Annotated in this window: 33 protein-coding genes and 3 riboswitches; of the genes, 18 read left to right on the top strand and 15 right to left on the bottom strand. The window is 37.8% G+C overall.

Translation table 11 applies throughout. The features are described 5' to 3' along the window. Positions 1-21: 21 nt before the first annotated feature. Positions 22-192, bottom strand: a complete 171-nt coding sequence (locus tag IHV12_RS01435) for a YjcZ family sporulation protein (RefSeq protein ID WP_197189636.1) — start codon at positions 190-192, stop codon at positions 22-24. A gap of 125 nt (positions 193-317) precedes the next feature. Further along, entirely contained in the window at positions 318-983 is a 666-nt protein-coding gene (locus IHV12_RS01430; protein WP_197189635.1) for a hypothetical protein, read from the bottom strand. Between the two features lie 368 nt (positions 984-1,351). Here IHV12_RS01430 and IHV12_RS01425 point away from each other — a divergent pair, with 368 nt between their 5' ends. Both IHV12_RS01425 and IHV12_RS01420 read left to right on the top strand, forming a co-directional pair. After that, positions 1,352-1,996 (top strand): 3'-5' exonuclease, encoded by a 645-nt coding sequence (locus IHV12_RS01425; protein ID WP_197131868.1) that lies wholly within the window; start codon positions 1,352-1,354, stop codon positions 1,994-1,996. A 221-nt stretch (positions 1,997-2,217) separates the two neighbouring features. Further along, the gene (locus IHV12_RS01420; RefSeq protein ID WP_197131866.1) at positions 2,218-2,445 is read left to right on the top strand and encodes a hypothetical protein; all 228 of its coding nucleotides are present in this window, start codon (positions 2,218-2,220) and stop codon (positions 2,443-2,445) included. A gap of 116 nt (positions 2,446-2,561) precedes the next feature. Here the strand turns inward: IHV12_RS01420 and IHV12_RS01415 are convergent, their stop codons facing one another. Beyond that, a complete protein-coding gene (locus IHV12_RS01415) occupies positions 2,562-3,263 on the bottom strand; it encodes a TrkA C-terminal domain-containing protein (protein ID WP_197189634.1) in 702 nt (233 codons plus the stop codon). Between the two features lie 132 nt (positions 3,264-3,395). Between IHV12_RS01415 and IHV12_RS01410 the strand changes: the two genes are divergently transcribed. From IHV12_RS01410 to IHV12_RS01390, 5 genes are all read left to right on the top strand, one after another. Further along, a complete protein-coding gene (locus IHV12_RS01410) occupies positions 3,396-3,554 on the top strand; it encodes a hypothetical protein (RefSeq protein ID WP_197189633.1) in 159 nt (52 codons plus the stop codon). 88 nt (positions 3,555-3,642) lie between these two features. After that, on the top strand, positions 3,643-4,383 hold the full coding sequence (locus IHV12_RS01405) for a GDSL-type esterase/lipase family protein (RefSeq protein ID WP_197131860.1): 741 nt from the start codon (positions 3,643-3,645) through the stop codon (positions 4,381-4,383). A gap of 348 nt (positions 4,384-4,731) precedes the next feature. After that, a complete protein-coding gene (locus IHV12_RS01400; protein ID WP_197189632.1) occupies positions 4,732-5,799 on the top strand; it encodes a Fe(3+) ABC transporter substrate-binding protein in 1,068 nt (355 codons plus the stop codon). Between the two features lie 115 nt (positions 5,800-5,914). Continuing rightward, on the top strand, positions 5,915-7,537 hold the full coding sequence (locus tag IHV12_RS01395; RefSeq protein ID WP_197132174.1) for an ABC transporter permease: 1,623 nt from the start codon (positions 5,915-5,917) through the stop codon (positions 7,535-7,537). Continuing rightward, positions 7,537-8,250 (top strand): ABC transporter ATP-binding protein, encoded by a 714-nt coding sequence (locus IHV12_RS01390; protein ID WP_197131854.1) that lies wholly within the window; start codon positions 7,537-7,539, stop codon positions 8,248-8,250. The genes IHV12_RS01395 and IHV12_RS01390 overlap by 1 nt, the downstream gene beginning before the upstream one ends. Positions 8,251-8,456: 206 nt before the next feature. On the opposite strand, the gene IHV12_RS01385 is transcribed toward IHV12_RS01390, so the two are convergent. Then, complete coding sequence (locus tag IHV12_RS01385; RefSeq protein ID WP_144698448.1) at positions 8,457-8,651, bottom strand: hypothetical protein; 195 nt, start codon at positions 8,649-8,651, stop codon at positions 8,457-8,459. Between the two features lie 177 nt (positions 8,652-8,828). Then, positions 8,829-8,995: riboswitch (cyclic di-AMP (ydaO/yuaA leader) on the top strand. Between the two features lie 168 nt (positions 8,996-9,163). On the opposite strand from IHV12_RS01385, the gene IHV12_RS01380 reads away from it, so the two are divergent. Together IHV12_RS01380 and IHV12_RS01375 are read left to right on the top strand one after the other, a co-directional pair. Further along, positions 9,164-10,399 carry a dicarboxylate/amino acid:cation symporter gene (locus tag IHV12_RS01380; RefSeq protein ID WP_197131851.1) on the top strand — a complete coding sequence of 412 codons (1,236 nt, stop codon included), beginning with the start codon at positions 9,164-9,166 and terminating at the stop codon, positions 10,397-10,399. A gap of 156 nt (positions 10,400-10,555) precedes the next feature. After that, positions 10,556-11,245, top strand: coding sequence for a hypothetical protein (locus IHV12_RS01375; RefSeq protein ID WP_197189631.1), 690 nt, complete (start codon positions 10,556-10,558; stop codon positions 11,243-11,245). On the opposite strand, the gene IHV12_RS01370 is transcribed toward IHV12_RS01375, so the two are convergent. Continuing rightward, positions 11,242-11,817, bottom strand: coding sequence for a DNA-3-methyladenine glycosylase (locus IHV12_RS01370; RefSeq protein WP_197189630.1), 576 nt, complete (start codon positions 11,815-11,817; stop codon positions 11,242-11,244). The two genes, IHV12_RS01375 and IHV12_RS01370, sit on opposite strands and share 4 nt — an antisense overlap. Before the next feature lie 166 nt (positions 11,818-11,983). On the opposite strand from IHV12_RS01370, the gene IHV12_RS01365 reads away from it, so the two are divergent. The 4 genes from IHV12_RS01365 to abbA all read left to right on the top strand — a co-directional run bounded on the left by IHV12_RS01365 (position 11,984) and on the right by abbA (position 13,178). After that, on the top strand, positions 11,984-12,148 hold the full coding sequence (locus IHV12_RS01365; RefSeq protein ID WP_153237601.1) for a hypothetical protein: 165 nt from the start codon (positions 11,984-11,986) through the stop codon (positions 12,146-12,148). Between the two features lie 125 nt (positions 12,149-12,273). Next, positions 12,274-12,462 carry a Fur-regulated basic protein FbpA gene (gene fbpA / locus IHV12_RS01360; protein WP_197131841.1) on the top strand — a complete coding sequence of 63 codons (189 nt, stop codon included), beginning with the start codon at positions 12,274-12,276 and terminating at the stop codon, positions 12,460-12,462. 124 nt (positions 12,463-12,586) lie between these two features. After that, positions 12,587-12,670, top strand: a riboswitch (cyclic di-GMP riboswitch). A gap of 44 nt (positions 12,671-12,714) precedes the next feature. Continuing rightward, complete coding sequence (locus IHV12_RS01355) at positions 12,715-12,900, top strand: hypothetical protein (RefSeq protein ID WP_197189629.1); 186 nt, start codon at positions 12,715-12,717, stop codon at positions 12,898-12,900. Positions 12,901-12,992: 92 nt separating this feature from the next. Beyond that, positions 12,993-13,178, top strand: coding sequence for an antirepressor AbbA (gene abbA, locus IHV12_RS01350; RefSeq protein WP_197131837.1), 186 nt, complete (start codon positions 12,993-12,995; stop codon positions 13,176-13,178). 46 nt (positions 13,179-13,224) lie between these two features. Here abbA and IHV12_RS01345 read toward each other — a convergent pair whose 3' ends face one another. Continuing rightward, positions 13,225-13,437, bottom strand: a complete 213-nt coding sequence (locus tag IHV12_RS01345; RefSeq protein ID WP_137788569.1) for a hypothetical protein — start codon at positions 13,435-13,437, stop codon at positions 13,225-13,227. Positions 13,438-13,650: 213 nt separating this feature from the next. Between IHV12_RS01345 and IHV12_RS01340 the strand changes: the two genes are divergently transcribed. The 3 genes from IHV12_RS01340 (at position 13,651) to ytkD (ending at position 15,233) form a co-directional block, all read left to right on the top strand. Beyond that, positions 13,651-13,914 (top strand): holin, encoded by a 264-nt coding sequence (locus tag IHV12_RS01340; RefSeq protein ID WP_197131834.1) that lies wholly within the window; start codon positions 13,651-13,653, stop codon positions 13,912-13,914. Positions 13,915-14,030: 116 nt separating this feature from the next. Then, the gene (locus IHV12_RS01335; RefSeq protein WP_197189628.1) at positions 14,031-14,570 is read left to right on the top strand and encodes a hypothetical protein; all 540 of its coding nucleotides are present in this window, start codon (positions 14,031-14,033) and stop codon (positions 14,568-14,570) included. A 183-nt stretch (positions 14,571-14,753) separates the two neighbouring features. Beyond that, a complete protein-coding gene (ytkD, locus tag IHV12_RS01330; RefSeq protein WP_231618436.1) occupies positions 14,754-15,233 on the top strand; it encodes an RNA deprotection pyrophosphohydrolase in 480 nt (159 codons plus the stop codon). Between the two features lie 9 nt (positions 15,234-15,242). Here ytkD and IHV12_RS01325 read toward each other — a convergent pair whose 3' ends face one another. The 3 genes from IHV12_RS01325 to IHV12_RS01315 form a co-directional block, all read right to left on the bottom strand. Then, a complete protein-coding gene (locus IHV12_RS01325) occupies positions 15,243-16,049 on the bottom strand; it encodes an ABC transporter permease (RefSeq protein ID WP_197189627.1) in 807 nt (268 codons plus the stop codon). Continuing rightward, complete coding sequence (locus IHV12_RS01320) at positions 16,027-16,806, bottom strand: ABC transporter ATP-binding protein (protein WP_197131825.1); 780 nt, start codon at positions 16,804-16,806, stop codon at positions 16,027-16,029. Before IHV12_RS01320 ends, IHV12_RS01325 begins: the two co-directional genes overlap by 23 nt. 121 nt (positions 16,807-16,927) lie before the next feature. Further along, a complete protein-coding gene (locus IHV12_RS01315) occupies positions 16,928-17,875 on the bottom strand; it encodes an ABC transporter substrate-binding protein (protein ID WP_370568772.1) in 948 nt (315 codons plus the stop codon). Between the two features lie 160 nt (positions 17,876-18,035). Between IHV12_RS01315 and IHV12_RS01310 the strand changes: the two genes are divergently transcribed. After that, positions 18,036-18,833: an alpha/beta hydrolase family protein gene (locus IHV12_RS01310; RefSeq protein ID WP_197189625.1), complete on the top strand. Its 798-nt coding sequence runs from the start codon at positions 18,036-18,038 to the stop codon at positions 18,831-18,833. Between the two features lie 68 nt (positions 18,834-18,901). Here the strand turns inward: IHV12_RS01310 and pckA are convergent, their stop codons facing one another. After that, positions 18,902-20,485: a phosphoenolpyruvate carboxykinase (ATP) gene (pckA, locus tag IHV12_RS01305; protein ID WP_197189624.1), complete on the bottom strand. Its 1,584-nt coding sequence runs from the start codon at positions 20,483-20,485 to the stop codon at positions 18,902-18,904. A 261-nt stretch (positions 20,486-20,746) separates the two neighbouring features. Beyond that, positions 20,747-20,877, top strand: a riboswitch (SAM riboswitch). A 164-nt stretch (positions 20,878-21,041) separates the two neighbouring features. On the opposite strand from pckA, the gene metK reads away from it, so the two are divergent. Continuing rightward, positions 21,042-22,247 (top strand): methionine adenosyltransferase, encoded by a 1,206-nt coding sequence (metK, locus tag IHV12_RS01300; RefSeq protein WP_197131813.1) that lies wholly within the window; start codon positions 21,042-21,044, stop codon positions 22,245-22,247. 274 nt (positions 22,248-22,521) lie between these two features. Here the strand turns inward: metK and IHV12_RS01295 are convergent, their stop codons facing one another. The 5 genes from IHV12_RS01295 to IHV12_RS01275 form a co-directional block, all read right to left on the bottom strand. Next, positions 22,522-23,679, bottom strand: coding sequence for a glycosyltransferase family 4 protein (locus IHV12_RS01295; RefSeq protein WP_197189623.1), 1,158 nt, complete (start codon positions 23,677-23,679; stop codon positions 22,522-22,524). A gap of 15 nt (positions 23,680-23,694) precedes the next feature. After that, on the bottom strand, positions 23,695-24,246 hold the full coding sequence (locus IHV12_RS01290) for a phosphatase PAP2 family protein (protein ID WP_197189622.1): 552 nt from the start codon (positions 24,244-24,246) through the stop codon (positions 23,695-23,697). Between the two features lie 120 nt (positions 24,247-24,366). Then, entirely contained in the window at positions 24,367-24,936 is a 570-nt protein-coding gene (cotJC, locus tag IHV12_RS01285; RefSeq protein ID WP_191752016.1) for a spore coat protein CotJC, read from the bottom strand. Positions 24,937-24,957: 21 nt separating this feature from the next. Then, positions 24,958-25,185 carry a spore coat protein CotJB gene (locus IHV12_RS01280; RefSeq protein ID WP_197132171.1) on the bottom strand — a complete coding sequence of 76 codons (228 nt, stop codon included), beginning with the start codon at positions 25,183-25,185 and terminating at the stop codon, positions 24,958-24,960. A gap of 41 nt (positions 25,186-25,226) precedes the next feature. Further along, on the bottom strand, positions 25,227-25,445 hold the full coding sequence (locus IHV12_RS01275; protein WP_197131804.1) for a spore coat associated protein CotJA: 219 nt from the start codon (positions 25,443-25,445) through the stop codon (positions 25,227-25,229). Between the last annotated feature and the right edge of the window lie 67 nt (positions 25,446-25,512).

The following is a 25,512-nucleotide window of genomic DNA, read 5'->3' as shown; positions in this document are numbered from 1 at the left end:
AAATGGCGGTCTATGTTTTTCTTACACGTTCCAATAACCACTTACTGGTACGTTTGCTGCGTATCCATAGGAACATGGATAAGCATATACGCAGCTGTTTCCATTAAACGAGACGGCTCCGACAATAATGAGCAGCACGAATAGTACCACGTAAAGCGTAAAGCTATCAGAACAGTACTTTCTTGACGACATAATTTCACTCCTCTTCTTGCATGTGAGAAGCCGATTTCTCTCCTCAGCTTATTTTATGCAAGTAGGATGAGCATAGAAACGGAGATAAACGCCTCATTTTAAGAGAGTTGCCGTCAACAAGAAGTCTATTTGTATGCTTCATCTAAGATGATGTATAAGTAATCTACGAATTCACCTTTTGAAAACATCGTAACTTCATATATATTACCAAGGTCGTTGTATACATAAGCTGTGTCTGTGTCTGTTGTTTCTTCAACGTCTACAGGTAGACCCGCAAGTTCAAGTGCTCTTGTCATTTCTTCATCATTAAACATAATTTCTTCGTCTATTACAGAATAAACAAGACGAGCTGCTTTTCCTTCCACAAACGTAACCGCATACTTATCATTTTGATAGTAGTTTACGATAGCGGGAACGAATTCAGTCGTACCTGAGTAGCGGAACTGAATCTTTTCAGAGCGGGTTGGTTTACCCCATTTGTCGCTTATTTGTTTTTCTGAAGAATTTGTTAGTTCACTAGCAACAAATTGATGCTCGCTAGTTAGATAGTCCGTTTGTTCACTATCACTATTTTCTGATTCACCTTCGGCATTGCTGTTGTCATCTTCTGTAGTTGTTGTCTCAGTTGCTTCTGAATCTTCTTTTTCTGGTTCAGATGTGGAATTATCAGTAGATTCTTCTTTCTCTGCTTTTGTTTCAGAAGTTCCTTGTTCATTTTGTTTCGTATCCTTTGAACAAGCTGTTACAGTTAGTAACCCAATTATAAGCAATAGCGTAATAAGTTTTCTCATGATACTCCCTCATTATGTAATTCATATTGTTTAACAGACACTTCCAATGTTAACAAAAGAGTATAAAAATTGAAAATGAAAACTTTGGCAAATGAAGAAACTTATATCCTTTTAAGAATAGAATGACATTTAAATACCTCATTTTCATAAAATAAGGATATAGCTGTTATCGCTTTTTTGTTGTTTCCAAAGTAGTTGATTACATCTCGTGCCTATCTATTCACTGGGGGCACTTTGCAATGCTTTTATTAAAGAAGTCATTATCAGTCGAATGCATGGAGGATTATTTCATTTTGTTAACAAATCAACTACAATATATGGTAGACATCCATTTAAAGGCATGAATGCGGAAGGGCAGGTGGAATGGGATGCAGTATATTGTGTATGATTTAGAAATGACAAACCGGCTCTCAGAGATTATTGAGATAGGTGCCATTCGAATGGTCGAAGTTGATGGTGAGCTTAAAATTTTGGATACGTTTCAATCATTCGTTCAACCTAAAATGGATAAGTTGAATACACGAATTACGAATCTGACTGGTATCACCAAAAAAGATTTGATTTCTGCTCCTGTTTATACAGAGGCAATTGAAAATTTTAGATCCTGGATCGGCGTAGAAGAATATTATCTTTGTTCTTGGGGACCAGAAGATAAGTGGGCACTCATTACTGATTCAACTTTTCATAAAGCAGATACGGATTGGATCATCAACCATAACGATCTGCAATTTCATTTCAGTATGCTCCACGATAGTGAAAAGGGATTCCGTTATGGGTTGTCGCGTGCACTCCAGGCAATGGAACTTGTTTATGAAGGATCTAAACACAGAGCACTAGACGATGCCATGAATACAGCTAGAATTCTCACAAAGATATATAGAAAGATCAAATTTGTAAAAAACCCGACTTCTTTTTTAGAATCAAAGCTTTTTGAGCCTGAAAAATTAGTCTATAAAACAAAGTCTGAAGTGAATGAGTCTCCCTTTGCTTCCTTATCAAAGTTATTTAACTAAAGTAATTTTAGTTTTAAATGTAAACTTTTCAATGCAAACAGTTAACCATTAAGACGAGGATAGGACTTATTCCCTGTTTATTCGACTTCCTTCGACATAAATGTATAGGTATTATAGGGTAAAATCCATAAAAAGTAAGATATGTCGTCATTTGACGAATTGTTTTTGTAGGAAAATGACCTTAGTTTCGATAATAATAGTAAGCGTAGGGGGTGTTGTTGGTGGATACTACATATTACATAACCAATAAAAACAATCAGTTGTTGGAACTTTTGAACACGATAGACCATTGCTTGACAGGTGCAAGACTTGAGGAAGTGGATTCAATAATCAAATTAAAAGAAGAATTATTAGCAAATGATGGTATACATATAACTCCAGAGCAAATTAATAATATTATTTCCTTACTGTTATCATTTGTCCCTAATACAGTCAGAGAAGTTGGTTAATTGAGAATCTCTTCATAAAGAGGTTCTTTTTTACTACCTAGAGTTTTATTCGCTCATATATTTTGCTTTCAGGGGGTAAAGTCGTAAAAAAAATAAGAAGTGAAAAAGATCACTTCTTATTTAGATTCCTCTACTTCTTTTTTTGATTTCAATTCATCCATTTCATTTTTAAATCTTTCTTGTAGACAACTTTGGTGACCATATAGGACCAACATGTCTCCTTCTTGTATTTTTGTCGTATAACTATCCTTCCGTACTGTTACGTCCCCTCGCTTTATAAATAAGACAATTAGATCATCTTCTGTTTGAATGACGTCTTTTAATTGTTTCCCCATAATCTTTGAATCTTTATGTATAGGAATTTCTACTACAACATCATCCTCTTCAAAATACATAACATCTCTTAAAGGAAGATCTGCTAAGTTATAGCTTTTTTCCATGTGACTCTCAAAAGAACGTTTCATGTATTTTTTTAGTTTAGGTACGCTTAAGATTAAATATAAACTGATGAGTACTAAAATAATGATTCCAAGTTCGATCGAACGAAATTCATCTGATAAGATGCTGCTTATCGATGAGATGATAACCGCTAATGAAAAGACTCCGAACAAAATGAGAAACGTACTTAAACGTCTGCGTACCGGATGCTCCAGAATCAACTCTGATTCTCCTGTCGTAAATCCAGTGGCTGTAAACATTGAGATGACCTGGAAGCGAGCGATTTCTTTTTTAAGACCAGTTAACGTGAATAACAGAACGTTAATTTCAATCACAATTCCTATGATGGCAAAATAAAGCAAAGTGAATAAAAACCCCACAAAGGCACCTCCGTTAAAATTCTTCTTTACCTGTATACCCTTATTTTCTATTTATATAGAGGAAATAAAATATTTTATTCGTTTCATAAACATATATAGCCCCTCATATAGTTTGGTACAGGAGGGATGTAGATGATAGGTTTTCTTATTACCTTAGTGCCCGCAAGTCTATTGTGTGGAGGAGTTGCTATGTTGATTCATACATTCGCGAAAAAAGATTCATATCAATACGATCAAGAAAATCTTTGGGAGGATACATCACTTACATCTGAAGATTATCGTTTGAAATAACAAATTAACACATTCATTACTTGATATTTTCCCTCGTTATGGTAAAAAGTAATATAACAATAACTTGTAACAGAATCGAGGATTTGATGTGCGGAAAGTATCAAAAAGATGGTTAATTGGTGGTACAGGACTAGCCCTCATACTATTCCTTATCTTTCAATTTTATGGAGAAACAGAAGGGGCGAGCGATACACAAACTCTGAAGGTCGTTGCCCTTGGAGACTCATTAACGTATGGAGTTGGTGACCCATCCAAAACAGGCTATATCGGAATCGTTAAACGAAATATTCAGCAGCAAACAGGCAGAAATGTAATCATTAATAATTTTGGGATCAGTGGACAGCGTTCCGACCAATTGTTAAGACAATTGGATAATGGAGTCGTGATCAAGTCATTAAGACAAGCAGATCATATCTTTGTTTTTATAGGCACAAATGACTTTCGTCACGCTGCCGGTTGGAACTTTCGCCAGTTGCCTCAGCAGAAATTAATGCTAGGAAAAGAAAAGCTAAGAAACAATTTAACTAAAACACTGACAGTGGTGAGGGAAAACAATTCGTTTGCACCGGTTTACGTATTAGGTCTTTATAATCCTTATTTTGGGAAAGAATACGATCCCACAGCTGCAGAGAGTATTAAGACATGGAATGAAGCAATCGTTGAGGCGAGCAAAGAAAGCACGCTTACAAAGTATATCTCCACTTTTGAACTCTATGAAAACGTTGAGAAAGAACTGTATTTTTCTGATTCTATACACCCTAATAGAAGGGGATATAACAGATTAGGAAATTGGGTTTATAACCAGTGGAAACCTTTAAACCAGGAATGATCTCTTAGAAGTAGATACTTCTAAGAGATTTTTTTTGATTTTTTTTAATTGCTTCTTTTGGATAGAACCATCCTTTGTGATAGTAGTTGTTTTCAGGCTCCAGGGCGAAACTTGAGCGTCGTTTGTGAGTTTCGTTTTTTATAAGTATTACCTCCGAGCTTGTCCGAACCTGATACTTGGCATCTTTCACTCCAATCAGCTCTTAAAGGAGATTAGGATTTGAGAGCAATAATCCATCAGAGAAAAACATTTAAAAAAACGGTTGACTTGAGAATGATTATCATTATAATTAAAAGTGAAGTTGATAATCGTTTTCAATTACTTATACATAAAAGGAGTAACTGACATATGTTTAAAAAGAATCTTTTTACGGTTGTTACAATGGTCCTACTAGCTGCTTTAGTCTTAGCAGGCTGTGGTAAATCAAACGAGGGTGCGAGTTCGAATAATAATGAGACAAAAAAAGAAGAAGTAAACCTATATACAAGTCGTCACTATGAAGTTGATGATAAAATCTTTGCTGATTTTACAAAAGAGACAGGAATTAAAGTCAACCTTATTAAGGGTAAAGAAGATGAGTTGATCGAGCGTCTTACAAGAGAAGGGAAAGCAACAAAAGGAGACCTTTTCTTCACATCTGATGCTGGACGTTTACACTGGGCAAAAGATAAAGACCTCTTACAAAGTGTAGAAAGCGAAACTTTGAATAAGAATATTCCTGATAATTTAAGAGATAAAGACAATCAATGGTTCGGTCTAACAAAACGTGCACGTGTTATCGTATATGATCAGAAAAAAGTAGACAAATCAGAACTATCTACTTATGAAGCGTTAACTGAAGACAAATGGAAAGGTAAAGTTCTGATCCGTTCATCAGAAAATATTTACAATCAATCATTAGTATCATCCTTTATTTCATTAAACGGAAAAGATGAAGCGAAGAAGTGGGCAGAAGGGATCGTTAACAACATGGCTCGTGATCCACAAGGTGGAGACAAAGACCAAGCGAAAGGTATCGCTGCTGGTGAAGGTGATGTTGCCATCATGAACTCATACTATTTTGGTCAGATGTTGAACTCAGAAGATCCTGAAGAAGTGAAAGTTGCTAAACAGCTGAGTGTGTTTTTCCCTAACCAAGAAACAACAGGTACTCACATCAATATTAGTGGTATAGGTGTTACGAAACACGCTAAGAACAAAGAGAATGCTATAGAATTAATGGAATATCTGTCTAGTCCAAAAGTTCAAGAAGTATTTGCTGAAGCAAACTACGAGTATCCGGTTAATAAAGAAGTAGAACCTTCAGAGCTTTTAAAGTCTTGGGGTCCGTTTAAAGAACAAGATCTTAACCTTTCTGAGTTAGGTGAAAACAATGCAGATGCTGTTAAGATTATGAATGAAGTCAGCTGGAAATAAACGTTAATATTTTGCCGTATCACGATTTGTGATACGGCTAATTCCATGTAAAAACAAACAACAAGAACAATGCTGATGAGTAAAGAAGGTGAAAATATTGTATTTCATTCGAAAAATGAGATCACAGTTTAATAGTTGGGCTTTGCTTAGTGTGATTTTTTCTACTTTAATCCTTTTACCGGCTTTGCTCATCATGGTTCAGTTATTCGCTGAGAGTAATGAGAATTGGGAACACATTAAAGAATTCATGTTGAAAAATTATATCGTAAATTCCGTGACACTCGTTGGTTTTACTGGTCTTTTCACAGTGCTGATCGGTGTAAGTGCGGCATGGCTAGTTTCCGCCTATAAAGTTCCTATGCATCGGTTCTTTAAGTGGGGTCTTATCCTCCCACTTGCGATTCCACCATACATTGGGGCCTATACGTACCATGGTATTTTAAATTATACAGGTGTCATTCAGACGTCACTAAGGAACCAGTTTGGTATAAAAGTGGACCAAAAGTTCTTTGACATCATGAACATACCCGGTGCTGTTTTTATCTTTACGATGTTCCTATATCCATATGTATATATCATCACAAAAAGTTTCTTAGAAAATCAGTCATCATCACTGATTGAGAATGCACGGTTGCTAGGAAAAGGCTCGTTCATGACATTCATACAAGTCGTCCTTCCTGTGTCACGTGCGGCGATCGTTGGTGGAGTTAGTTTGGTCATTCTTGAAGTCTTCAATGATTACGGGGTAGTAAAGTATTTTGGTATTCAAACATTTAGTACAGCAATATTTCAAGCGTGGTTTGGGATGGGAGATATCTATTCGGCTATCAAGTTAGCGGGTACTTTGATGTTTATCGTAGTTTTGATCTTGATCTTAGAAAAAGTAATAAGGGGCAGGAAACAGTATAGCTATTCCACTTCAAAAGTCCGCCCGTTACAACCTAAAGAACTTAAAGGTTGGAAAAAGTTCGCTGTGCTTAGTTTTTTCATCTCTTTATTTGCTCTAGCTTTCGGAATTCCTTTCATTCAGCTTATACATTGGGTGTATATGACTTATGACGTTATTTTAAATACTGCTTTTGTTGACTTGATTTGGAACTCGGTCTTTGTTGCTTCTATAGGTTCAGTTCTTATCATTATCGTCGCTCTAATTATCGCCAACTTTAGTCGTCTATCAAAAGGTTGGATGGGGAAGCTTTTTTCAAAAATAACGGTTTTAGGGTATTCGATTCCTGGAGCTGTAATTGCAATAGGTGTATTGACCTTATTTCTCTCACTAGACGAAAAGGTATTCACGTTATATGAATGGTTAGGGTTAGAGCCAACTCTTGTGCTGAGCTTAAGTATTAGTATGCTGATCTTTGCCTATGTGGTCCGTTTTCTAGCAGTTGGTTTTAACTCCATCGAATCAGGCTTTGATAAGGTAGGAACGGTTTTCACAGAAGCTTCGAGGACATTAGGTATGTCGGTAACGAAGACGTTTTTTAAAGTGGATATTAAGATGATTAAAGGTGCTATTGCTGGTGGTTTTATCCTTGTTTTTGTAGATATATTAAAAGAGCTGCCTCTTACTCTTATCCTTCAGCCTTTTAATTTTTATACGCTAGCTACCAAAACATTTCAATACGCAAGTGACGAACGTATTCACGAAGCCTCTGTTTCATCAATGGTGATTATTTGTATAAGTGCACTTTCCATCTTCTTTTTACACAGAGTTTTAGAAAAGGAGCCAAAATAATGTTTGTTCAAATCAAAGACTTAGCGTTTCATTATAAAAATTCGCGTAACCCTTTGTTCGAAAATCTTTCTTTAAACTTTAATCAAGGAGAAGTTTCGGTGATCTTAGGAGAAAGCGGAAGCGGGAAAAGTACGTTACTTCGTCTTATAGCAGGACTAGAGGTGCCCTCAAGAGGATCGATCCTCATAGATCAGGCTGTCATGAATGATACATTTCGTTTTGTTCAGCCAGAAAAACGTGGTGTAGGTTTGGTTTTTCAAGATTATGCTTTGTTCCCTCATATGACGGTTGAAAAGAACATAAAATTTGGCTTAACGAAAATGAATCGTAAGCAGAAGCAAGCACGCATGGAAGAATTATTGGCTATTGTGGGAATGGAGGACTATGCTTCTCGTTATCCTTATGAATTGAGCGGTGGACAGCAGCAGCGTGTTGCACTAGCTAGGGCTATGGCACCAAATCCATCTTTGATCATGTTTGATGAACCATTTAGCAATCTCGATTCTAAGCTTCAACTACAGATTCGGGATGAGTTACAGGAAATTTTAAAACGTACGGGGATCACGTCTATTTTTGTAACTCACGATGAAGAGGATGCTCGTGCTATAGGGGACAGGATCATACTAATGAACAATGGAAAGATACAGGATGAAGGGCGTCCAGAAATGGTATTGAAGAGGAATAAAGAACAATTATCACTCGCATACGTATAAAAACAAAAAACCGGGATATCCCGGTTTTTATTTTTGGCTGTTTTCTAAAGAATTGTTACTAATAGATCTTTTTGAATTTGCCTATATAACTGTTGATTGGAGTGGTAAAGTGACACGTACGAATGTGGTTCACGCCTGCCCCATGGAAAGCGAGCAGCCTGGAACGGAAATCCACACTCCCAAAAGAACCTATGTTTTAAACAGCCTTATTTTTTAAATTGAGTATCTAATTTACCGTTCATATCGATTAAAAATCCGATTTCTCTTCCTAATAATTCACCTAATTCTTTTGCTTTCTTTTCGCTTTCGTTCTTTATTTGTTCAATCGTAAGTTCACCTTTTAATTTGGATGCTCCAACGATTATACTTAATTCACCTTTTTCATAAAATACGATTTTCATTTACAATACCTCCCTGAAAAATAGAACCTTATATATAATTCGTTTTTTTCTATATGCTTATGGGGTAGAAGTGAGAATATGGAAAAACATTCATTATGAAACAATTAATTGGAATAAATAAGCATAGTGAGTATTCTTGACAAAAATTTATGTATGTTGATAAAATTAGAGCATATTATATATGATTCGCTGAATTCGGATGTTCTATTCCATAGAATATCTTGAAGCGGGGGAACCACGATATGGCTTATAAAGCCTAGGGATGAATTTGTGCATACACAAAAGGGACAACTCTCAATTTCCTAATCCGACAGCTAACCTCGTAAGCGTTTTTGGAGAGAGAACTCTATACATGGGCTCAGTCTATGTGTTGCGGTGTATTCCCACGGAAAATCCTCTCTATTTTCGGTGGGTTTTTATATGCAACAAATAGGGCATGTATTAGTATAAAATTTCTTCATCGTACTGCACACTAAATAGTGAGAAGATTTTAACAAAGGGGGTACTTTATTATGAAATTGTCTACAAAAATTTTAATTGCACTTGCACTTGGGGTTGTCGCGGGATTAATTCTTAATCTAGCTGTACCAGATGCTTTTTCAACACTGGATAAATACGTTTTAAAGCCAGTCGGGACATTATTCTTAAACCTTATTAAAATGTTAGTTGTTCCAATTGTTTTTTTCTCAATCGTACTTGGAACTGCGGGATTAGGTGATCCGAAGAAACTTGGAAGAGTGGGTGCCAAAACGGTTGGGTTCTTCTTAGGAACTACAACAATTGCGATTACGATCGCGATGGCTTTAGCGCTTATCTTTCAACCAGGTGTAGGGGACTTTAAAACAGAAGGTGCTAAGTTTGAGCAACAAGAAGCGCCAGCAGTTACGGACACGTTGCTGAACATTATTCCTACTAATCCAATTCAATCGATGGCTGAAGGAAACATGCTTCAAATTATCGCGTTTTCCGTATTTGTAGGATTTGCTTTAACGATGTTGGGAAGCAAAACAAAAGGTATTATGGATTTAATTGAACAAGGTAACGACATTATGATGTATCTTGTAAACCTAATTATGAAATTTGCTCCATATGGTGCTTTTGCATTGATTGCTTCAGCGGTAGGAAGTCAAGGAATGGATGCTATCAAAGCGATGGGCTTATACATGAGCGTAGTTATTTTAGCTTTATTCATCCACTCTGTTGTCGCGTATGGTGGTTCAATTGCTCTATTTGCAAAGAAGAGCCCGCTCTGGTTCTTTAAAGGCTTCGCGCCGGCAATGTCAGTTGGATTTAGTACGTCTAGTTCAAATGCAACACTTCCAATCTCAATGAAAACAGCTCAAGAGAATTTAGGTGTTCGAAAATCGATAAGTGGTTTTGTACAGCCGCTTGGTGCAACGATTAACATGGATGGAACAGCTATCATGCAAGGTGTTGCGACGATTTTTATCGCTCAAGTATACGATGTTAACTTAGGTTTAACACAGATGCTTACTGTTATTTTAACGGCAGTGCTTGCTAGTATCGGTACAGCTGGTGTTCCTGGAGTTGGATTGATCATGTTAGCGATGGTATTGAACTCTGTAGGATTACCTGTCGAGGGTATTGCCTTAATCCTAGGTGTTGATAGACTTCTTGATATGCTTAGAACAGCTGTTAACATCACTGGTGATGCTGCTTGTGCTGTAATCGTTGATAAAGGCGAAGACAAACATCTTGGGACTCGTGAACAAGAAGTTAGTGCATAAATAATCACTTCAAAAGGCCGCGGTGTATACATATACCTGCGGCCTTTTTGTATGCCCATTTCCCTAGTTTACAAATGTTGAGTAAATAAATGTAAGCACTAATGAAAAATCATGGTAAAATAAGAAGATACTTAATGAGATTTCGGAGTGATCTTCTTGGAAAAATGGCTAGAGATACTAACGCTTGCAGCAAAGATCATATGGGTACAGATTCAAACCGCTATTAATCCTATCATCGAGTTAACAGAGAGCGCGATGAACTCTTTTTGGTTTGTCTTTTCACTCACGATCATCACAGGCTACGTATTACTAAGGCTTGTACAGAATGCAATTACTTATTATCAAGCTCATAATTTTATTCACAGAAAAATGAATAACGAACCCGCTAGTGATATAGAATTCACCCTATTTATGAAATCCCTTTGGAAGAAAGATCGATCTAAAGGTTTAGTGGCCAATGCCAAATCAGCTAAAAGCAGATACCTCCAGTTCAATGCTCAAGAACGTTTATCCATCCAGAACTACTTGCAGCATCGACTGAAATTTTTACGTACGAACCAGCCATTGTTCATCTTGGGAGCTGTTGTGATTGGATTGCTTTCAAGTATAACAGTGAATGTTCTACCGATCGAGGCGGCTGCGCTTACTGCGGAAAATGTATTGAAAACAACGTTGTTCATCCTTTTCTGGTTGTTCATTATGCAAGCAAAATACGTTGCTATGAAAAAACAAACGTATCATCATCTAGCATGGATGCAAGATACCAATCGGACAACAGCGGTTGATTACATGCGGGAAGAGGATGTTACGGTTTCAACGAACAAAGAAAACAACCCTGCGTATTAACGTGATACGTAAGGGTTGTTTTTTATCCAGAACCGATAAGGATAATGAACAGCTTCTTCGGCATAGTGTATACCTATGCGTGGACCAGAGATTATTTCATTTGGTACTAATTCAATTCCTTGTTCTATCCGTATATTTTCCTCATTCATTTTCTTACCATTATCATTCAATGTGAACCCCATTGCTTTGCTCAGTTTACCTGGACCATTCGTAAGCTGAACCTCATTCTTTACGCTCGCTCTTCTTTCCTTCATTATTTCTATTCCTTCAATTGGTTGCAGTGCTCTAATTAGTATGGCTTCAGGTTTATTAACGGGTCCGGAAACGATATTAAAGCAAACATGCATCCCATAAATAAAATAGGTGTAAATTGTACCTGCTTCACCGTACATCACTTCTGTTCTAGCTGTTCTTCGATTGTTATAGGAATGCGCAGCTCGATCTTCAGGGCCTAGATAGGCTTCAGTTTCTACGATGTATCCCGATGTTATTACGTCTTCATGGATATGTATCAGCTTCATTCCTAAGAGTTCTTTTGCTAGATCTAGAGTTGGTAATCCCCATAGTTTCATTTATATCTCCTTGTTATGTATGACATGTATTATTTATTAGTACAATAACAACAGGTTCATGTAAATTTATGTTTCCTTTTGTCGAAGTTTTACAAACCGTAAAAAAGAGGAAATTACGAAAGAAAAAAGAATTTTTTATAAAGCAGATGAATAGGAGGCGTTTAATATGGACGGTTGGGTGAATGAAACAGGAATTTATGAAAATCTCTCCAAACGACGCTGGGAGTACTGGGAAGTAAGTCAACATGGAATTAAAACCATGGTTTCCTGGCTATGCTGGAATGCCCCTAATTCGGTTTATGAACAATGGAGTAAATCTGTCTTACACTAGCAATAATCTCGTGTGAAGTTCCTTTTTGTATAAGGAACTTTTTTGTTTGCTTAGCAGGCTTGAATCTTCTTTTATGTGGTTAGAATGGATAACAATGATGATTCACAAAAAGGAGAAGATTTTATATGGATTCGCAGAAAGGACAACTGCGTCGAGCGGTTGAAGGACGTAAACAACGACTCATCCAGCATCTAATTCATAGAGGTTTGTATGGGTATGAAGACCATAGGTATCTAACTGATTTTACATTAAGTGAACTAGAGTTAGAATGGAAGAATGCTCAATTTATTGATCAAGAAAATCATATAAGCTAAATCGTTTAAATAGTAAAAAAATAATGAGTCCTCTTAACTATTTTCTGATATAATATACCTATAAAATAGGAAGAATGTCTTGTGGGATTTATCCAAAAATGGCTAAGACATATCGCCATAAATCGTTTGATAAAGGCAAACTCATTGAAAAGTGAGGACGCAAAGCTAAAGGGGCTTCATTTTCCAAATATGCCAGCCAGCTACCTTACGACATTATCCTTCGATTTATGAAATCATTTAGGGGGGATATCATTGGATCAGCACTTATTATTCTTTTCATGGTCAGCGATTGGTTTTTATTTTGCAACAATTTTTTTTCTAACACTTTTACTGTTTTTCACTAGAAGCCAGCTTAAAAAAGATAACAGAATCATAGATGTTTTTACAAATATCCTAATCATTTTAGGTGCTATCGCTTGGGTGGTTATCACGAGTTAAATACTGAATTGCAAAATTTCCAAATTTTTAGTAAGGATAAGCATAGAACCCTCACGTTATAATGGATTTATGAATGAGAGGGGGATTAACAATTGGATAAATTGAGGATAAACCTTACCGATGATGAAAAAGAATTGTTAATTGAAGCACTGTTGAGTCAAGGGTATGCATATGAAGTTGTTGATTCTGAGCTGAAAGATCTAGAATACGAGCTCAAGCCAGATTATGAATCAAAAGTAAGAAGACTGAACGGACTTTTAAAAAAATTACATAATTAAAAAATAAAGCAAAAGGCCTTTTCTCAAGGGTCTTTTGCTTTTTACGTTAAGTATCTAATAATCCTTTTCTTCTGGCTTCCATACGCCATTCAGCTTCTTTTACTAATCTTCTAGGTAATTTACCTCTGTTTTTTAAGAATGACCAATACGTTAAATATTGTTTTGGTCTGGAAACTGGTGAGACATTTCTAGCATACTCCCACCAAGAAATTTCATTTGCTTCTAAGCGTATTAAAAAAAGATCATCGCCTTTTACCATAAAACTCACTCCTGTCTTGCCTTTCGTTACCAATAGTATTGACTCAATTCAATAAAATAACCGAAAAAAATCATGGCACTTTATTTTATGCGATCTGTTATATAACGCTTAGGACAAAAAGTAATTTTTTATTTTGGCAGGAAATAAGTTATGAAGCTTGAATCTTTAAGTTACTAAAGGAAGGTCGTGCTAATGAAAAGGGGGGTGGTCCTGTTGGAGCAAGTACTCATGTTTTCATCACTATTAGCTCCTTTAGTGACAGCTATGATGGAGCTCTTAAAACGTACTTTCCCGATTCCGAAAAAATATATACCCATTACTAGTTTTTTTATGGGATTGATGATTGGATTGTTAGCTGCCCCTGTTACAGAGATGAATGTAGAGCTACGGTTATGGTCTGGAGGAATCGCGGGCTTAGCCGCCACAGGATTGTATGAGATCGGCAAGAAAAGTAAAAAATATAAAAGAGCAAGTTAGAGAGGTTCATGTGATTATTTATGGTAGCACTTTCATCTTTTGCTTAAAAAGGGTTTAGAATTCCGAAATCAGTGAATAGATTATAGTAAGAAAACAATGTCAGGCGGTGAACTATCATGAAAGCTTTTCTAGCACTATGTTTGGCTGTTATGCTATCATTCATCATTGTCCCTAACATTCCTGAAAACGTTCAAGAGAAGTCCGGTGCCTCGGACAAGATTATCACTCAGCCAGTAACGGCTGAAGAAACGAAAGAAAAACAAACTGCACCTGCATTTACGGAGGATATCGCGAAGAAACAGGCGAATCTCTTTATTGAAGCATTAAAGCAAGAAACAGATGAAAACTATAGGGTTTTAAATTATTCTAATAAAGAAGAATATATGACATACTTAACGAATTTTGTGTCTAAAGATCTAGCTACGTATTATACGAATGGATTATTTGAAGAACGAGAAAGCTCCTTGTATATTATTCCAACTGAACTTCCACCATGGTTAGAAGAAAGTGAACCTGTAATAATTAAACAGCTTTCAGATCATTCTTATAGAGTTCACCAAAAAAATGAGTCTGATCTTTATGGTTCTTATGAAATTACATTAGGATTTGAGTATATGAACGGGAAATGGATTATTACATTTGCATCAGTAGATTAAACATGGGTTTTACCACCCATGTTTTTTTACGATTAGATTGAATAGACTAGGATTGTTACATAATAGAAAGAGGAAGTTATTAGCTCTTTAGAAGCGTACGTATAAAGAGTAGCAATTAAAACAAATGGACTTTAAATGTTGTGAACTTTACAATAAAGGAAACAGTCGAGATGGAGTAGTGTGATGGATATAATTACATTTAAAGATTTTTATAACAACACTGTACAATTGTCGTTTTCAGACCACCCCTTTTCGGATACGCCTAAACATGTGTGGTGTTTGTGTAAATTTAAAGATCAATGGTTGCTGACAGAACATCCGAGACGTGGAATTGAATTTCCAGGTGGAAAAGTAGAACCAGGAGAAACCGCAGACGAAGCAGCAGTTCGGGAAGTTTTTGAAGAAACGGGTGGAAGAGTATCCGATCTTAAGTATATTGGTCAGTACTTTGTTGATGGTAAAGGTGGAAAGATCATTAAGAATATTTATGTTGCGACTGTGGATAAGATTCTTTTAAAACATCGTTATTTTGAAACGAACGGGCCAGTCTTAATGAGTGAGTTACCTGAAGATGTATCCACTGATAAGGCGTTCAGTTTTATGATGAAAGACCAGGTGCTAAAGGAGAGTATGAAATACGCCCTTCTGCATTCCCTGGCCTAGATTGTTAGTTCATATTCGGTGTTTAATAAGTTTTCGCTCAAGCCATTCGACTCCTTGATACATGATGGTAGCCATAACGGCAATGATCAAGAGACTCATCAGCACGAGTGTGAAGTTAAAGACTTGGAATCCGTAGATAATCATGTACCCTAAGCCTTGTTTTGAGACAAGAAACTCACCTACGATAACACCTACCCATGACAACCCCACATTTACTTTTAAAGATGATATGATATTCGGAAAACAGGCTGGAAGGATTACCTCCTTAAAGCACTGTTTTTTATTTCCTCCAAAAGATCGGACCACTTTAATATAGTTAGGGTCCACATTTTGAAACGCCGTATAGACGACGAGGGTCGTAATGATGATCGAGATTAAAATTCCCATAGCGATGATTGAACCGAAGTTCGGCCCGATCGCAACGATCAATATAGGCCCTAACGCTACTTTAGGCATGGCGTTTAAAACAACAAGATAGGGATCAAGGACTTTAGATAGAAATGGAGACCACCAAAGCAGGGCTGCAAGTAAAGTCCCAAGCAGTGTACCTAATATAAATCCTAATACGGTCTCGCCTAGAGTGAATATTACGTGAATATAAAGCGATCCATCACTAACCTTTTCTATAAAAAGAGACCCTATCTTCGTTGGTGAACTAAACAGTAAAGGATTGATCCAACCTCGTAGAGAGGCAACTTCCCATAACAAGAAAAAGCTGATAAAAATAAATAGTTGAACAAGACGTATATTTCTATTTTCTTTTTTTATCGATTCAAGATACTCGTGGTGAATCTTACTCTTTATCGTTTTGTTCAATGTGCTCCAACTCCTCCCATATTTGCTGAAAGGTTGCTGAAAAGTCTGGATGCTGACGAGCTTCAAAGGGAGGGAGATCTCTTAATGTTTCTGGCATTTTAAACGTCCTGAAAATACGTCCAGGATTTGTTGATAACAGGATAACAGTATCACTCATCGCGATGGCCTCACCGATATCATGCGTAACTAAGATAGCTGTTTTTCCATGTTCTTTTAGAGTTGAGGATACGAGATCTTCAAGCTTTAACTTTGTTTGGTAATCGAGTGCTGAGAAGGGCTCATCGAGCAAGAGAATCTTAGGCTGTGTAGCGAGTGTGCGAACGAGCGCCACCCTCTGTCTCATACCTCCAGAAAGCTCTGAAGGAAATTTTGTTAATGTATGATCAAGCCCGATCTCTTTAAGAAGTCGTATAGCGGATTGAACGTTTTCTAAGGAATGCTGATTCCTCAGTTTTAAACCAAGCGTTATGTTATCCTGGATCGTTTTCCATGGAAATAGATAGTCTTGCTGTAGCATGTAACCGATTTTTGGGTGCGGAGAAGTAATTTGTTGATTATTCACCATTACCGATCCAACCGTTGGTGTTAATAGACCAGCGATCATAGATAGAAGTGTAGATTTACCGCACCCGCTTGGTCCCAGTAAGGATATAAACTCGCCTTCTTGTACAGAAAGCGAAATATCTTCTAAGGCCGTTGTGGCAGACGTTTTTGAAAAGTAAGTTTGCCCGACAGATTTTAGTTGTAATAAAGCCACGACGATCCCTCCTGAATTTTTATTTGTAATCTCAGCAAATCATCAGTAAAGCTTCTCGTGTAAAAATGCAACAAGAAGCTCATTTTTGTAGCCGTCTCATTATGCAGAGACGTAAGTTCTCTTATTTAATGGCTTTCTTAGCTATTTGAGTATCAACAAGAATGTTATAATCCACTTTCTTCGGAAGTTCTCCCGCTTCTTCCATAATGGTCTGTAAGTTGTTCCACTCTTCTTCATCTAATATCGGGTTAAGAGCGAAACTGTGTTGATTCTTGTATCGGTCCACAACGGTTTCAATAAGTTCCACAGGGGTATCTTCAAAATATGGTGCGATTACTTTTGCGATCTCTTTTGCCGAATGGTTCTCGACCCATAACTGTGCTTTATATAAGCCTTTTGTAAATTTTTCCAATGTTTCTTTGTTTTCTTTTATATAACTTTGTTTTGACATGAATGTTGTATAAGGAATCTTCCCGGACTCGGCACCGAACGAAGCGACAATGTGCCCAATTCCTTCTTGCTCAAAAAGACTTGCTTGCGGCTCGAATAATTGAACGTAATCTCCAGTTCCAGATGCAAAGGCGTTTGCAATATTGGCAAAATCAATATTTTGAATCATTGTTAGATCATTCTTAGGATCGATCCCGTGTTTCTTTATACCAAACTCACCTGCCATCTGTGGCATTCCACCTTTACGCTGACCTAAGAAAGTACTGCCTTTTAATTGATCCCACGAAAAGAATTCCGGCTTTTTCCTTGCAACCAAGAAAGTACCGTCTGTCTGAGTGAGTTGTGCAAAGTTAATAACAGGGTCAGTCGATTCTTGTGCATGTACATAGATTGTTGTTTCAGAACCAACGAGTGCTACGTCTGCTCCATCAGATAGAAGAGCCGTCATCGTTTTGTCGCCGCCCCAGGTCGTAGTCAGCTCAACGTCCAAACCTTCTTCTTTAAAAAAGCCTTTTTCTATGGCAACATATTGTGGAGCGTAAAAAATGGATCGTGTTACTTCGGCGATTCTGATCTTATCTTTTTTAGGGCTTGAGGTATTGCACCCTGCCAGCAGCATGGAGAAAGCTAGTAAACAAGTAAAAAGTAGCATTAGTTTTCTTTTGAAATATTTCATATTGGATCCTCCTGCACATAGGAATGAAGTCATGACTTTTATGTAATAATGTATGTGATTGGTGCAAATGTGTGTTTGCCCACAAAAATAAAGGAGTGTAGGAATGAAAAAGGCAAAAATGATAGAGTGGCAGCGATTTCCTTCTCCGCATCCTACCATTCGTTTGTATGTAGTTACTTATTTAAATGATGGGTTAAAAATAAAAGGACTAGCAGCATTACCAGAAGGGAAAGGACCTTTTCCGGGTTTCCTTTATCTCAGGGGCGGAATCAAGTCCGTTGGCATGGTCAGAATTGCTAGGATCATTCAGTTTGCCTCACAAGGATTTGTTGTGATGGCTCCCTATTACCGTGGAAATCTAGGGGGGGAAGGCAACGAAGATTTTGCTGGGGAAGATCGAACAGATGCATTTGCAGCTTATGAAGTTTTGAAGCAGTTTCCAAAAGTAGATGAAGAGGACATTCATGTGTTCGGATTTTCTCGTGGCGGTCCTATGGCCTTGTTTACGGCAATGAAATATCCTGTGATACGTTCTGTCGTAACATGGGGCGGTGTGACTGATATGGCTATCACCTATGCAGAGAGAGAGGATCTGCGCAGGATGATGAAGAGAGTTATTGGAGGAACACCAGAGAAATATCCAGAAGAATTTGAATGGCGATCGCCGCTTAATTATTGTGAAGAATTAGATACACCCTTACTTTGCATTCACGGTATGAAGGATGAGAATGTAACGGTCGAACACACACTTAAGATAGAAAAAAGATTAAAAGAACTCAAAAAGCCATGTGAAACATGGATCTATCCGGAGTACACCCATTATTTTCCTCCAAAAGAGAACCGGAAGATTACATATGCTTTATGCGCATGGATGAAAGGACATGGAAAAGGAGCTGAATGAGATTTTAGCTCCTTTTCATAAATGAAAAAACCTTCCATCGCTAGAATGGAAGGTCATTATTCCGTGTATTAAACGAGTGGTCCAGCTTGAGAAATTTCAGCCGAAACAGACTTAAATTTTTCAAAGTTCGCATTAAATTGGCCCGCAAGCTCTTTTGCCTTAACGTCATAAGCGTCTTGATCACGCCACGTTTTTTTCGGTTGAAGAACTTGATCTGGTACACCAGGGCAGTGTGTTGGAATATGAAGCCCGAATATAGGATCAACGACTGTTTCAACAGAAGCAAGTTCGCCTTCTAAAGCAGCCTGCACCATTGCACGCGTGTGACCTAGATTCATACGGCTTCCGATGCCGTACTCTCCACCAGACCATCCTGTGTTAACAAGATAAACTTGAACATTGTGCTGATCGATTTTCTTACCGAGCATCTCAGCATAAACGGTAGCAGGGAGTGGCAGGAATGGTGCACCAAAACATGTTGAGAACGTAGCTTGTGGTGATGTTACGCCTCTTTCAGTTCCTGCAAGTTTGCTCGTATACCCTGATAAGAAATGATACATCGCTTGTTCTTTAGTCAGTTTGCTGATTGGAGGAAGCACGCCGAATGCATCAGCTGTTAAGAAGATGATCGTGTTCGGGTGTCCTGCAACACTTGGTTGAATTATATTTGGAATAGCATCAACAGGATAAGCAGCACGTGTGTTTTCTGTTAGTGAAGAATCTTTATAATCTGCTTCTCTTGTAACGGGATCGATCATAACATTCTCTAAAACGCTTCCAAAACGAATCGCATTCCAGATCTGTGGTTCTTTTTCTTTAGAAAGATCGATTGTTTTAGCATAACATCCACCTTCGATATTAAAGACACCGGTGTTAGCCCAACCATGCTCATCATCTCCGATTAAGCGACGGTTCGGATCTGCTGATAATGTAGTTTTACCAGTACCAGATAGTCCGAAGAATAAAGCTACATCTCCTTCATTCCCAACGTTGGCAGAGCAGTGCATAGACAGAATGCCTTTTTCAGGAAGAATGTAGTTCATGACAGAAAATACAGATTTTTTGATTTCACCTGCGTACTCAGTACCACCGATAAGGACAATTTTCTTTTCAAAAGAGACGATAATAAATGTTTCTGAGTTAGTTCCATCTTCAGCCGGATTAGCTTGAAATCCTGGTGCTGAAATCACTGTGAATTGAGATTCATGAGAACCTAGCTCATCGTGGTTCGGGCGCACAAACATTTGGTGAGCAAAAAGGTTATGCCATGCATACTCGTTAATTACTTGGATAGGAAGGCGATACTCGCGGTCCGCACCAGCAAACCCTTTAAATACGAATAGTTCTTCTTTATTGCTTAAGTATTGGAGTACTTTTTTGTATAATTTATCAAAGTTTTCTGGTGAAAATGGTTTATTTACCTTTCCCCAATCGATTGAATCTTTAATGGAAGCATCTTCAACGATAAATTTATCCTCAGGGGAACGGCCTGTGTATTTCCCCGTTGTAGCTTGAAGTGCTCCTGTGGATGTAAGGATGCCCTCGTTGCGCTGAAGAGATTTTTCTACTAAAACCGGAACAGGTAAGTTCTGGTGAGTTGTTTCACGGGTCACAAGATCGTTTAAGGTTGTCGTAAATTCCAATGTATTCATATGAGACAGTACCATCCTTTATCCTAGAGTGATATATTCGAAAATTAGTATAACACATTGATTTAAATAATGTATACTATTTTATGAAAGTGCATCAAAAAAGTTCTTACTTCTGAAAAAAAGAACAAAATGTTGTGAATTATCCATCTTATTTAAAACGCTTTCATTCTATAGAATATAATACTCCAAACTTATTGCTATTCATAGGGTTTTCTATTGACAGAGGTGAAGCATTACGCTATCATATTTCGAGAACGGCTACTCTTATTCTGAGTAGGTGGAGGGACAGGCCCTATGAAACCCAGCAACCGACATGAAAGTGGCAATAATAACGCTACTGGAAATGAAAAGGTGCTAACCTGCAAGGTGAAAATAACCTTGGACAATAAGAGGTTGAAGGCATTTTGGTTTTATAAACCTTTTCCCTCGTGAATGTATGTGAGACAGGGAAGGGCTTTTTTTATGCCTTTTTCAGGTTAAGAACATAAACTGTGTAAAATAGATAAGAATAAAGTACCGTATCATACTCAAAAGCAGTTAAAGGGAGGATATTAACTTGTCCAAAAAAGTTAGTCGTCGTTTATTTACATCAGAATCCGTTACAGAAGGCCATCCAGATAAAATCTGTGACCAAATCTCAGATGCGATTCTAGATGAAATTTTAGCTAATGATGCAAATGCTCGTGTAGCATGTGAAACATCTGTAACTACAGGTCTTGTACTTGTTGCAGGTGAGATCACAACTTCTACTTATGTAGATATCCCAAAAGTTGTACGTGAGACAATTAAAGAAATCGGTTATGACCGTGCCAAATATGGTTTCGATTCTGAAACATGTGCAGTACTAACTTCTATCGATGAGCAATCTGCTGATATCGCGATGGGTGTTGACCAAGCTCTTGAAGCAAGAGAAGGTTCTATGACAGATGCTGAGATCGAAGCGATCGGTGCAGGTGACCAAGGTCTAATGTTCGGATATGCTTGTAACGAGACAGAAGAGCTTATGCCTCTACCAATCTCACTAGCTCATAAATTATCTCGTCGTCTTACAGAGGTTCGTAAGTCTGAAGAGATTCCTTACTTGCGTCCAGATGGAAAAACTCAAGTAACTGTTGAATATGATGAGAACGACAAACCTGTTCGTATTGACACAATCGTAATTTCTACTCAGCACCACCCTGAGAACACACTTGAAGAAATTCAAAGAGACATCAAAGAAAAAGTAATCACGCCGGTTGTTCCTGCTGAACTAATCGACGAGAACACAAAATACTTCATCAACCCAACGGGCCGTTTCGTAATCGGCGGACCACAAGGTGATGCTGGACTTACTGGCCGTAAAATCATCGTAGATACATACGGTGGATATGCTCGTCACGGTGGTGGTGCATTCTCTGGTAAGGACGCAACTAAAGTTGACCGTTCTGCTGCTTATGCTGCTCGTTATGTTGCTAAAAACATCGTAGCATCAGGTCTTGCTGACAAAGTTGAAGTTCAGCTTGCTTATGCAATTGGTGTTGCTCAACCAGTATCAATCGCTGTAAACACGTTTGAAACAGGTAAAGTTTCTGAAGAAGTTCTTGTAGAACTAGTTCGCAACAACTTCGACCTTCGTCCGGCTGGAATCATTAAGATGCTTGATCTTCGCCGTCCGATCTACAAGCAAACTGCTGCATACGGCCACTTTGGACGTACTGACATCAACCTTCCTTGGGAGAACACAGATAAGGCTGCAGAGCTTAAGAAACAAGCAAATATTTAATATTTAATAACATGTTAAACCAGACTTCCTTTTGGGAGTCTGGTTTTTTTAGTGGTTAGTTTAGAAGGTTATGTCGAAAATCGGATAAAAAATTTTATGTACGGAATTATTCGCTAGTTTTACGGATATATGTATTTTATCTGCGGATATAATTGTAATTACCTCGTAAAAAAAATTGTGTATCTTCCAAACGAACATCTTAATCGCTAATGTTCATTTGGAAGATACGTTTATTTTATCCTCGTATTTTCATATCTTATTAACTATTCACCTGCTACGCAATGATCGTTTTATTTTTATTTTTCGTATAAATAACTTCTTCATACTGCATTAAAAGGTTCCCGAAAATAGCTGACCAAGATTGAGTCATCGCATAATTTCTTGCTTTTCGTTTCATAGAGCCTAAGAGCATAGGATCTTCCATAATAGAAACGATATTTTGTATGAATGAGTCAGCTTCTCTAGCTTTGCAGATTCTACCCGTTACACCGTCTTGAACAATTTCAGCTACTCCGCCAGAATCAGACACGATAGCAGGTAACCCAGAGGCAGCTGCTTCTAAAACAACATTGCCGAACGTCTCTGTAGAAGAAGGGAAGACGAAAAGGTCGGCTGAAGCATAAACCCGCGCAAGATCTTCTCCAGATAGATAGCCTGCACATGTTACATTGCTATATTCAGTTTCCCACTGTTCGACATCACGTCGACTTGGTCCGTCACCCACAATCAGCCAATGAACATTCTCGCTCAAAGGGGATGGCAGCTTATCTATCATTTCTTTGAGGATGTTTAGATTCTTTTCAGGTGCTAGTCTTCCCACGAACAAGAAGATATACTTCTGTGTGATCTTATATTCTTCACGAACATGGAAATCTCGATTTTGAGGTGTGAACATCATACAGTCAACTCCTCTGGACCATATTTCAATAGAAGTAAAGCTTTTTGTGTATAAAATCTTCCGTGTTTCTTCACTTGGAACAAAGATCTTTTCAAAAGGTTTATGAAACCATTGCAGATAACGCCAGAGCAAGGGGGATAAGAAATCTAGATGGTAGTAAGCAAGGTAGCGGTCAAAATGAGTATGATAGGAGGCAACCATTGGAATGCTTTCTTTTTTACCGTATCTCATTCCGAACAGACCAATATTAAAAGGAGTCGCTATATGGAGGAGATCAGGTTTAAATGTATTCAGTTCATCGTTCAAGGCTTTAAACTGAGGTATGGCAAGCCTGCACTCTGGATATAGAAAGAGTGGCAGGCTTTTCATGGCATAATACTGTTTGCCCTCTGTTTCTTGAACATCTTCAAATGAAGGCATGATAACTTTATAATCAACTCCATTGGTTTCTAGGTAACTCGTAAATCTTTTTAACGTACGAGCAACTCCGTTAATTTGTGGGTGGAACGTATCAGAAAAAAGAGCAAGCTTCATTTCTTCATCTCCTTTTTATAAGAAATAAGGCAAGACAAAGCTATTAACTAAGAACAAAGAAAAGAAGCTGGAGCTGATGCCTAGAATCATTCCTGCAAGTACATCAGATGGATAGTGAAGACCTAGATACATACGGGAGATGGCCACTAAAAGAGCGGCGACTAATAAAAATATACCGATAAACGGATTCAATAGTATTAAAGGCGTTACGATTGAAAATACAGCTGTTGTATGACCGGATGGAAAAGAATGATCTTTTAATGGGTTATCGCCGATGTTTGTATCTGGAAGGCTTAAATACGGTCTCTTTCTCGGGTACATTTTCTTAGAAATCGCAACAGGAATGTGGCTGATCAATAATGACAGCATACAAACAATTCCCCAAGACTTTAAATGCATAGGGAGAAATAACAGAAGCAGAATACTTGTTGAGATAGTAGCTGTTGCACCACCAAGATGTGTCCACAAGTGAAAAAAATGATCCATTGAATTTCTGTGTAATCTTCCATTAATCAGCCGGAAAAATGTACACTCTTTTTCATAAAGCCAGTCGATTACTTTTGTCATGAATATCCCCCTTACCATTCATATTTTGTTTGATACTATAATAATAAAATACAATTGTAAGGGGAACATGAAGACAGTATGAAATTATTATAAAAAAACCATCCTGCATGTGCAGAATGGTTAGAAATATATTTTCCTGTCACGTTCTTCTTTTAAGATTTCAACTGCCTCACGGAATCGTTGAGAGTGGATAATCTCTCTTTCTCTTAGGAACCGAAGAGAGTCATTAAGGTCAGGGTCATCTGACATATTAATGATCCATTGATAGGTAGCTCGTGCTTTTTCTTCCGCTGCAATATCTTCATATAAATCAGCTATCGGATCGCCTTTTGCAGCTATGTAGCTTGCAGTAAACGGTACACCCGCTGCATTATGGTAAAATAATGCGCTGTCGTGATTTACATAGTGGTCTGCGATGCCAGCGGCTTTTAGTTGCTCTGGTGTGGCGTCCTTTGTCAGCTTGTAGATCATGGTTGCGATCATCTCGAGATGCGCGAACTCCTCTGTACCTATATCTGTAAGAAGTCCTATCACTTTGTCTGGAATTGTATAACGCTGATTTAAATACCGAAGAGCCGCTGCGAGTTCTCCATCTGCACCTCCATATTGTTCGATCAAGTATTTAGCAAGTGTCGGATTACATGAAGTGACTTTAACGGGATATTGCAGTTTTTTTTCATACACCCACATTTAAATGAACCTCCTTTCGCTTTATAACTGCCACGGCCATGGTCCGTCACTCCAATTCCATGGCATACCTGAATAACTGTTTCCGTATTGCTGGAGAGGACCATATTTTGATTCAATGGCTCTTTTGATCTGTTTTCTTTGTTTTGCGAACTGATTAAACTGTTGGACTGCAGATTCATCTTGTGGGTGTGTATCGAGATATAAAGTAAGTTCCACAAGAACAAAATCAACTGCTTGCAGTTCTTCCATCCACTGATAGAACTCTTCAGGTAAGGTTGATGGCACGAAGATTACCTCCTTCTTTCATAGGGATTTTCATAATAATCATAAAATGCTGGCCATAATGTGCCTTTTTGGAGTGCTTCTTTTGGTGAGTATTGTGGCAGGTTATATGGTTGGAATCCCATATATAGATTAGGAGGAGTAGAGTAATATTTTTTTCCGATCGGAGGGCACGGATCGTAAGGGCTATGATAAGGAACATAAGACTTTTGGTTAGATGGACGCATCAGACAACTTCCTTTCATATTGTTAACTTTTATTATAAGTATTCAAAAGGAAGGCAGTTTCAGTACG

This window comes from Fictibacillus sp. 7GRE50 (assembly GCF_015903875.1).
GTDB classification, from domain to species: Bacteria; Bacillota; Bacilli; order Bacillales; family Fictibacillaceae; genus Fictibacillus; species Fictibacillus phosphorivorans.
This window is presented reverse-complemented; position numbering and strand designations above follow the sequence as displayed.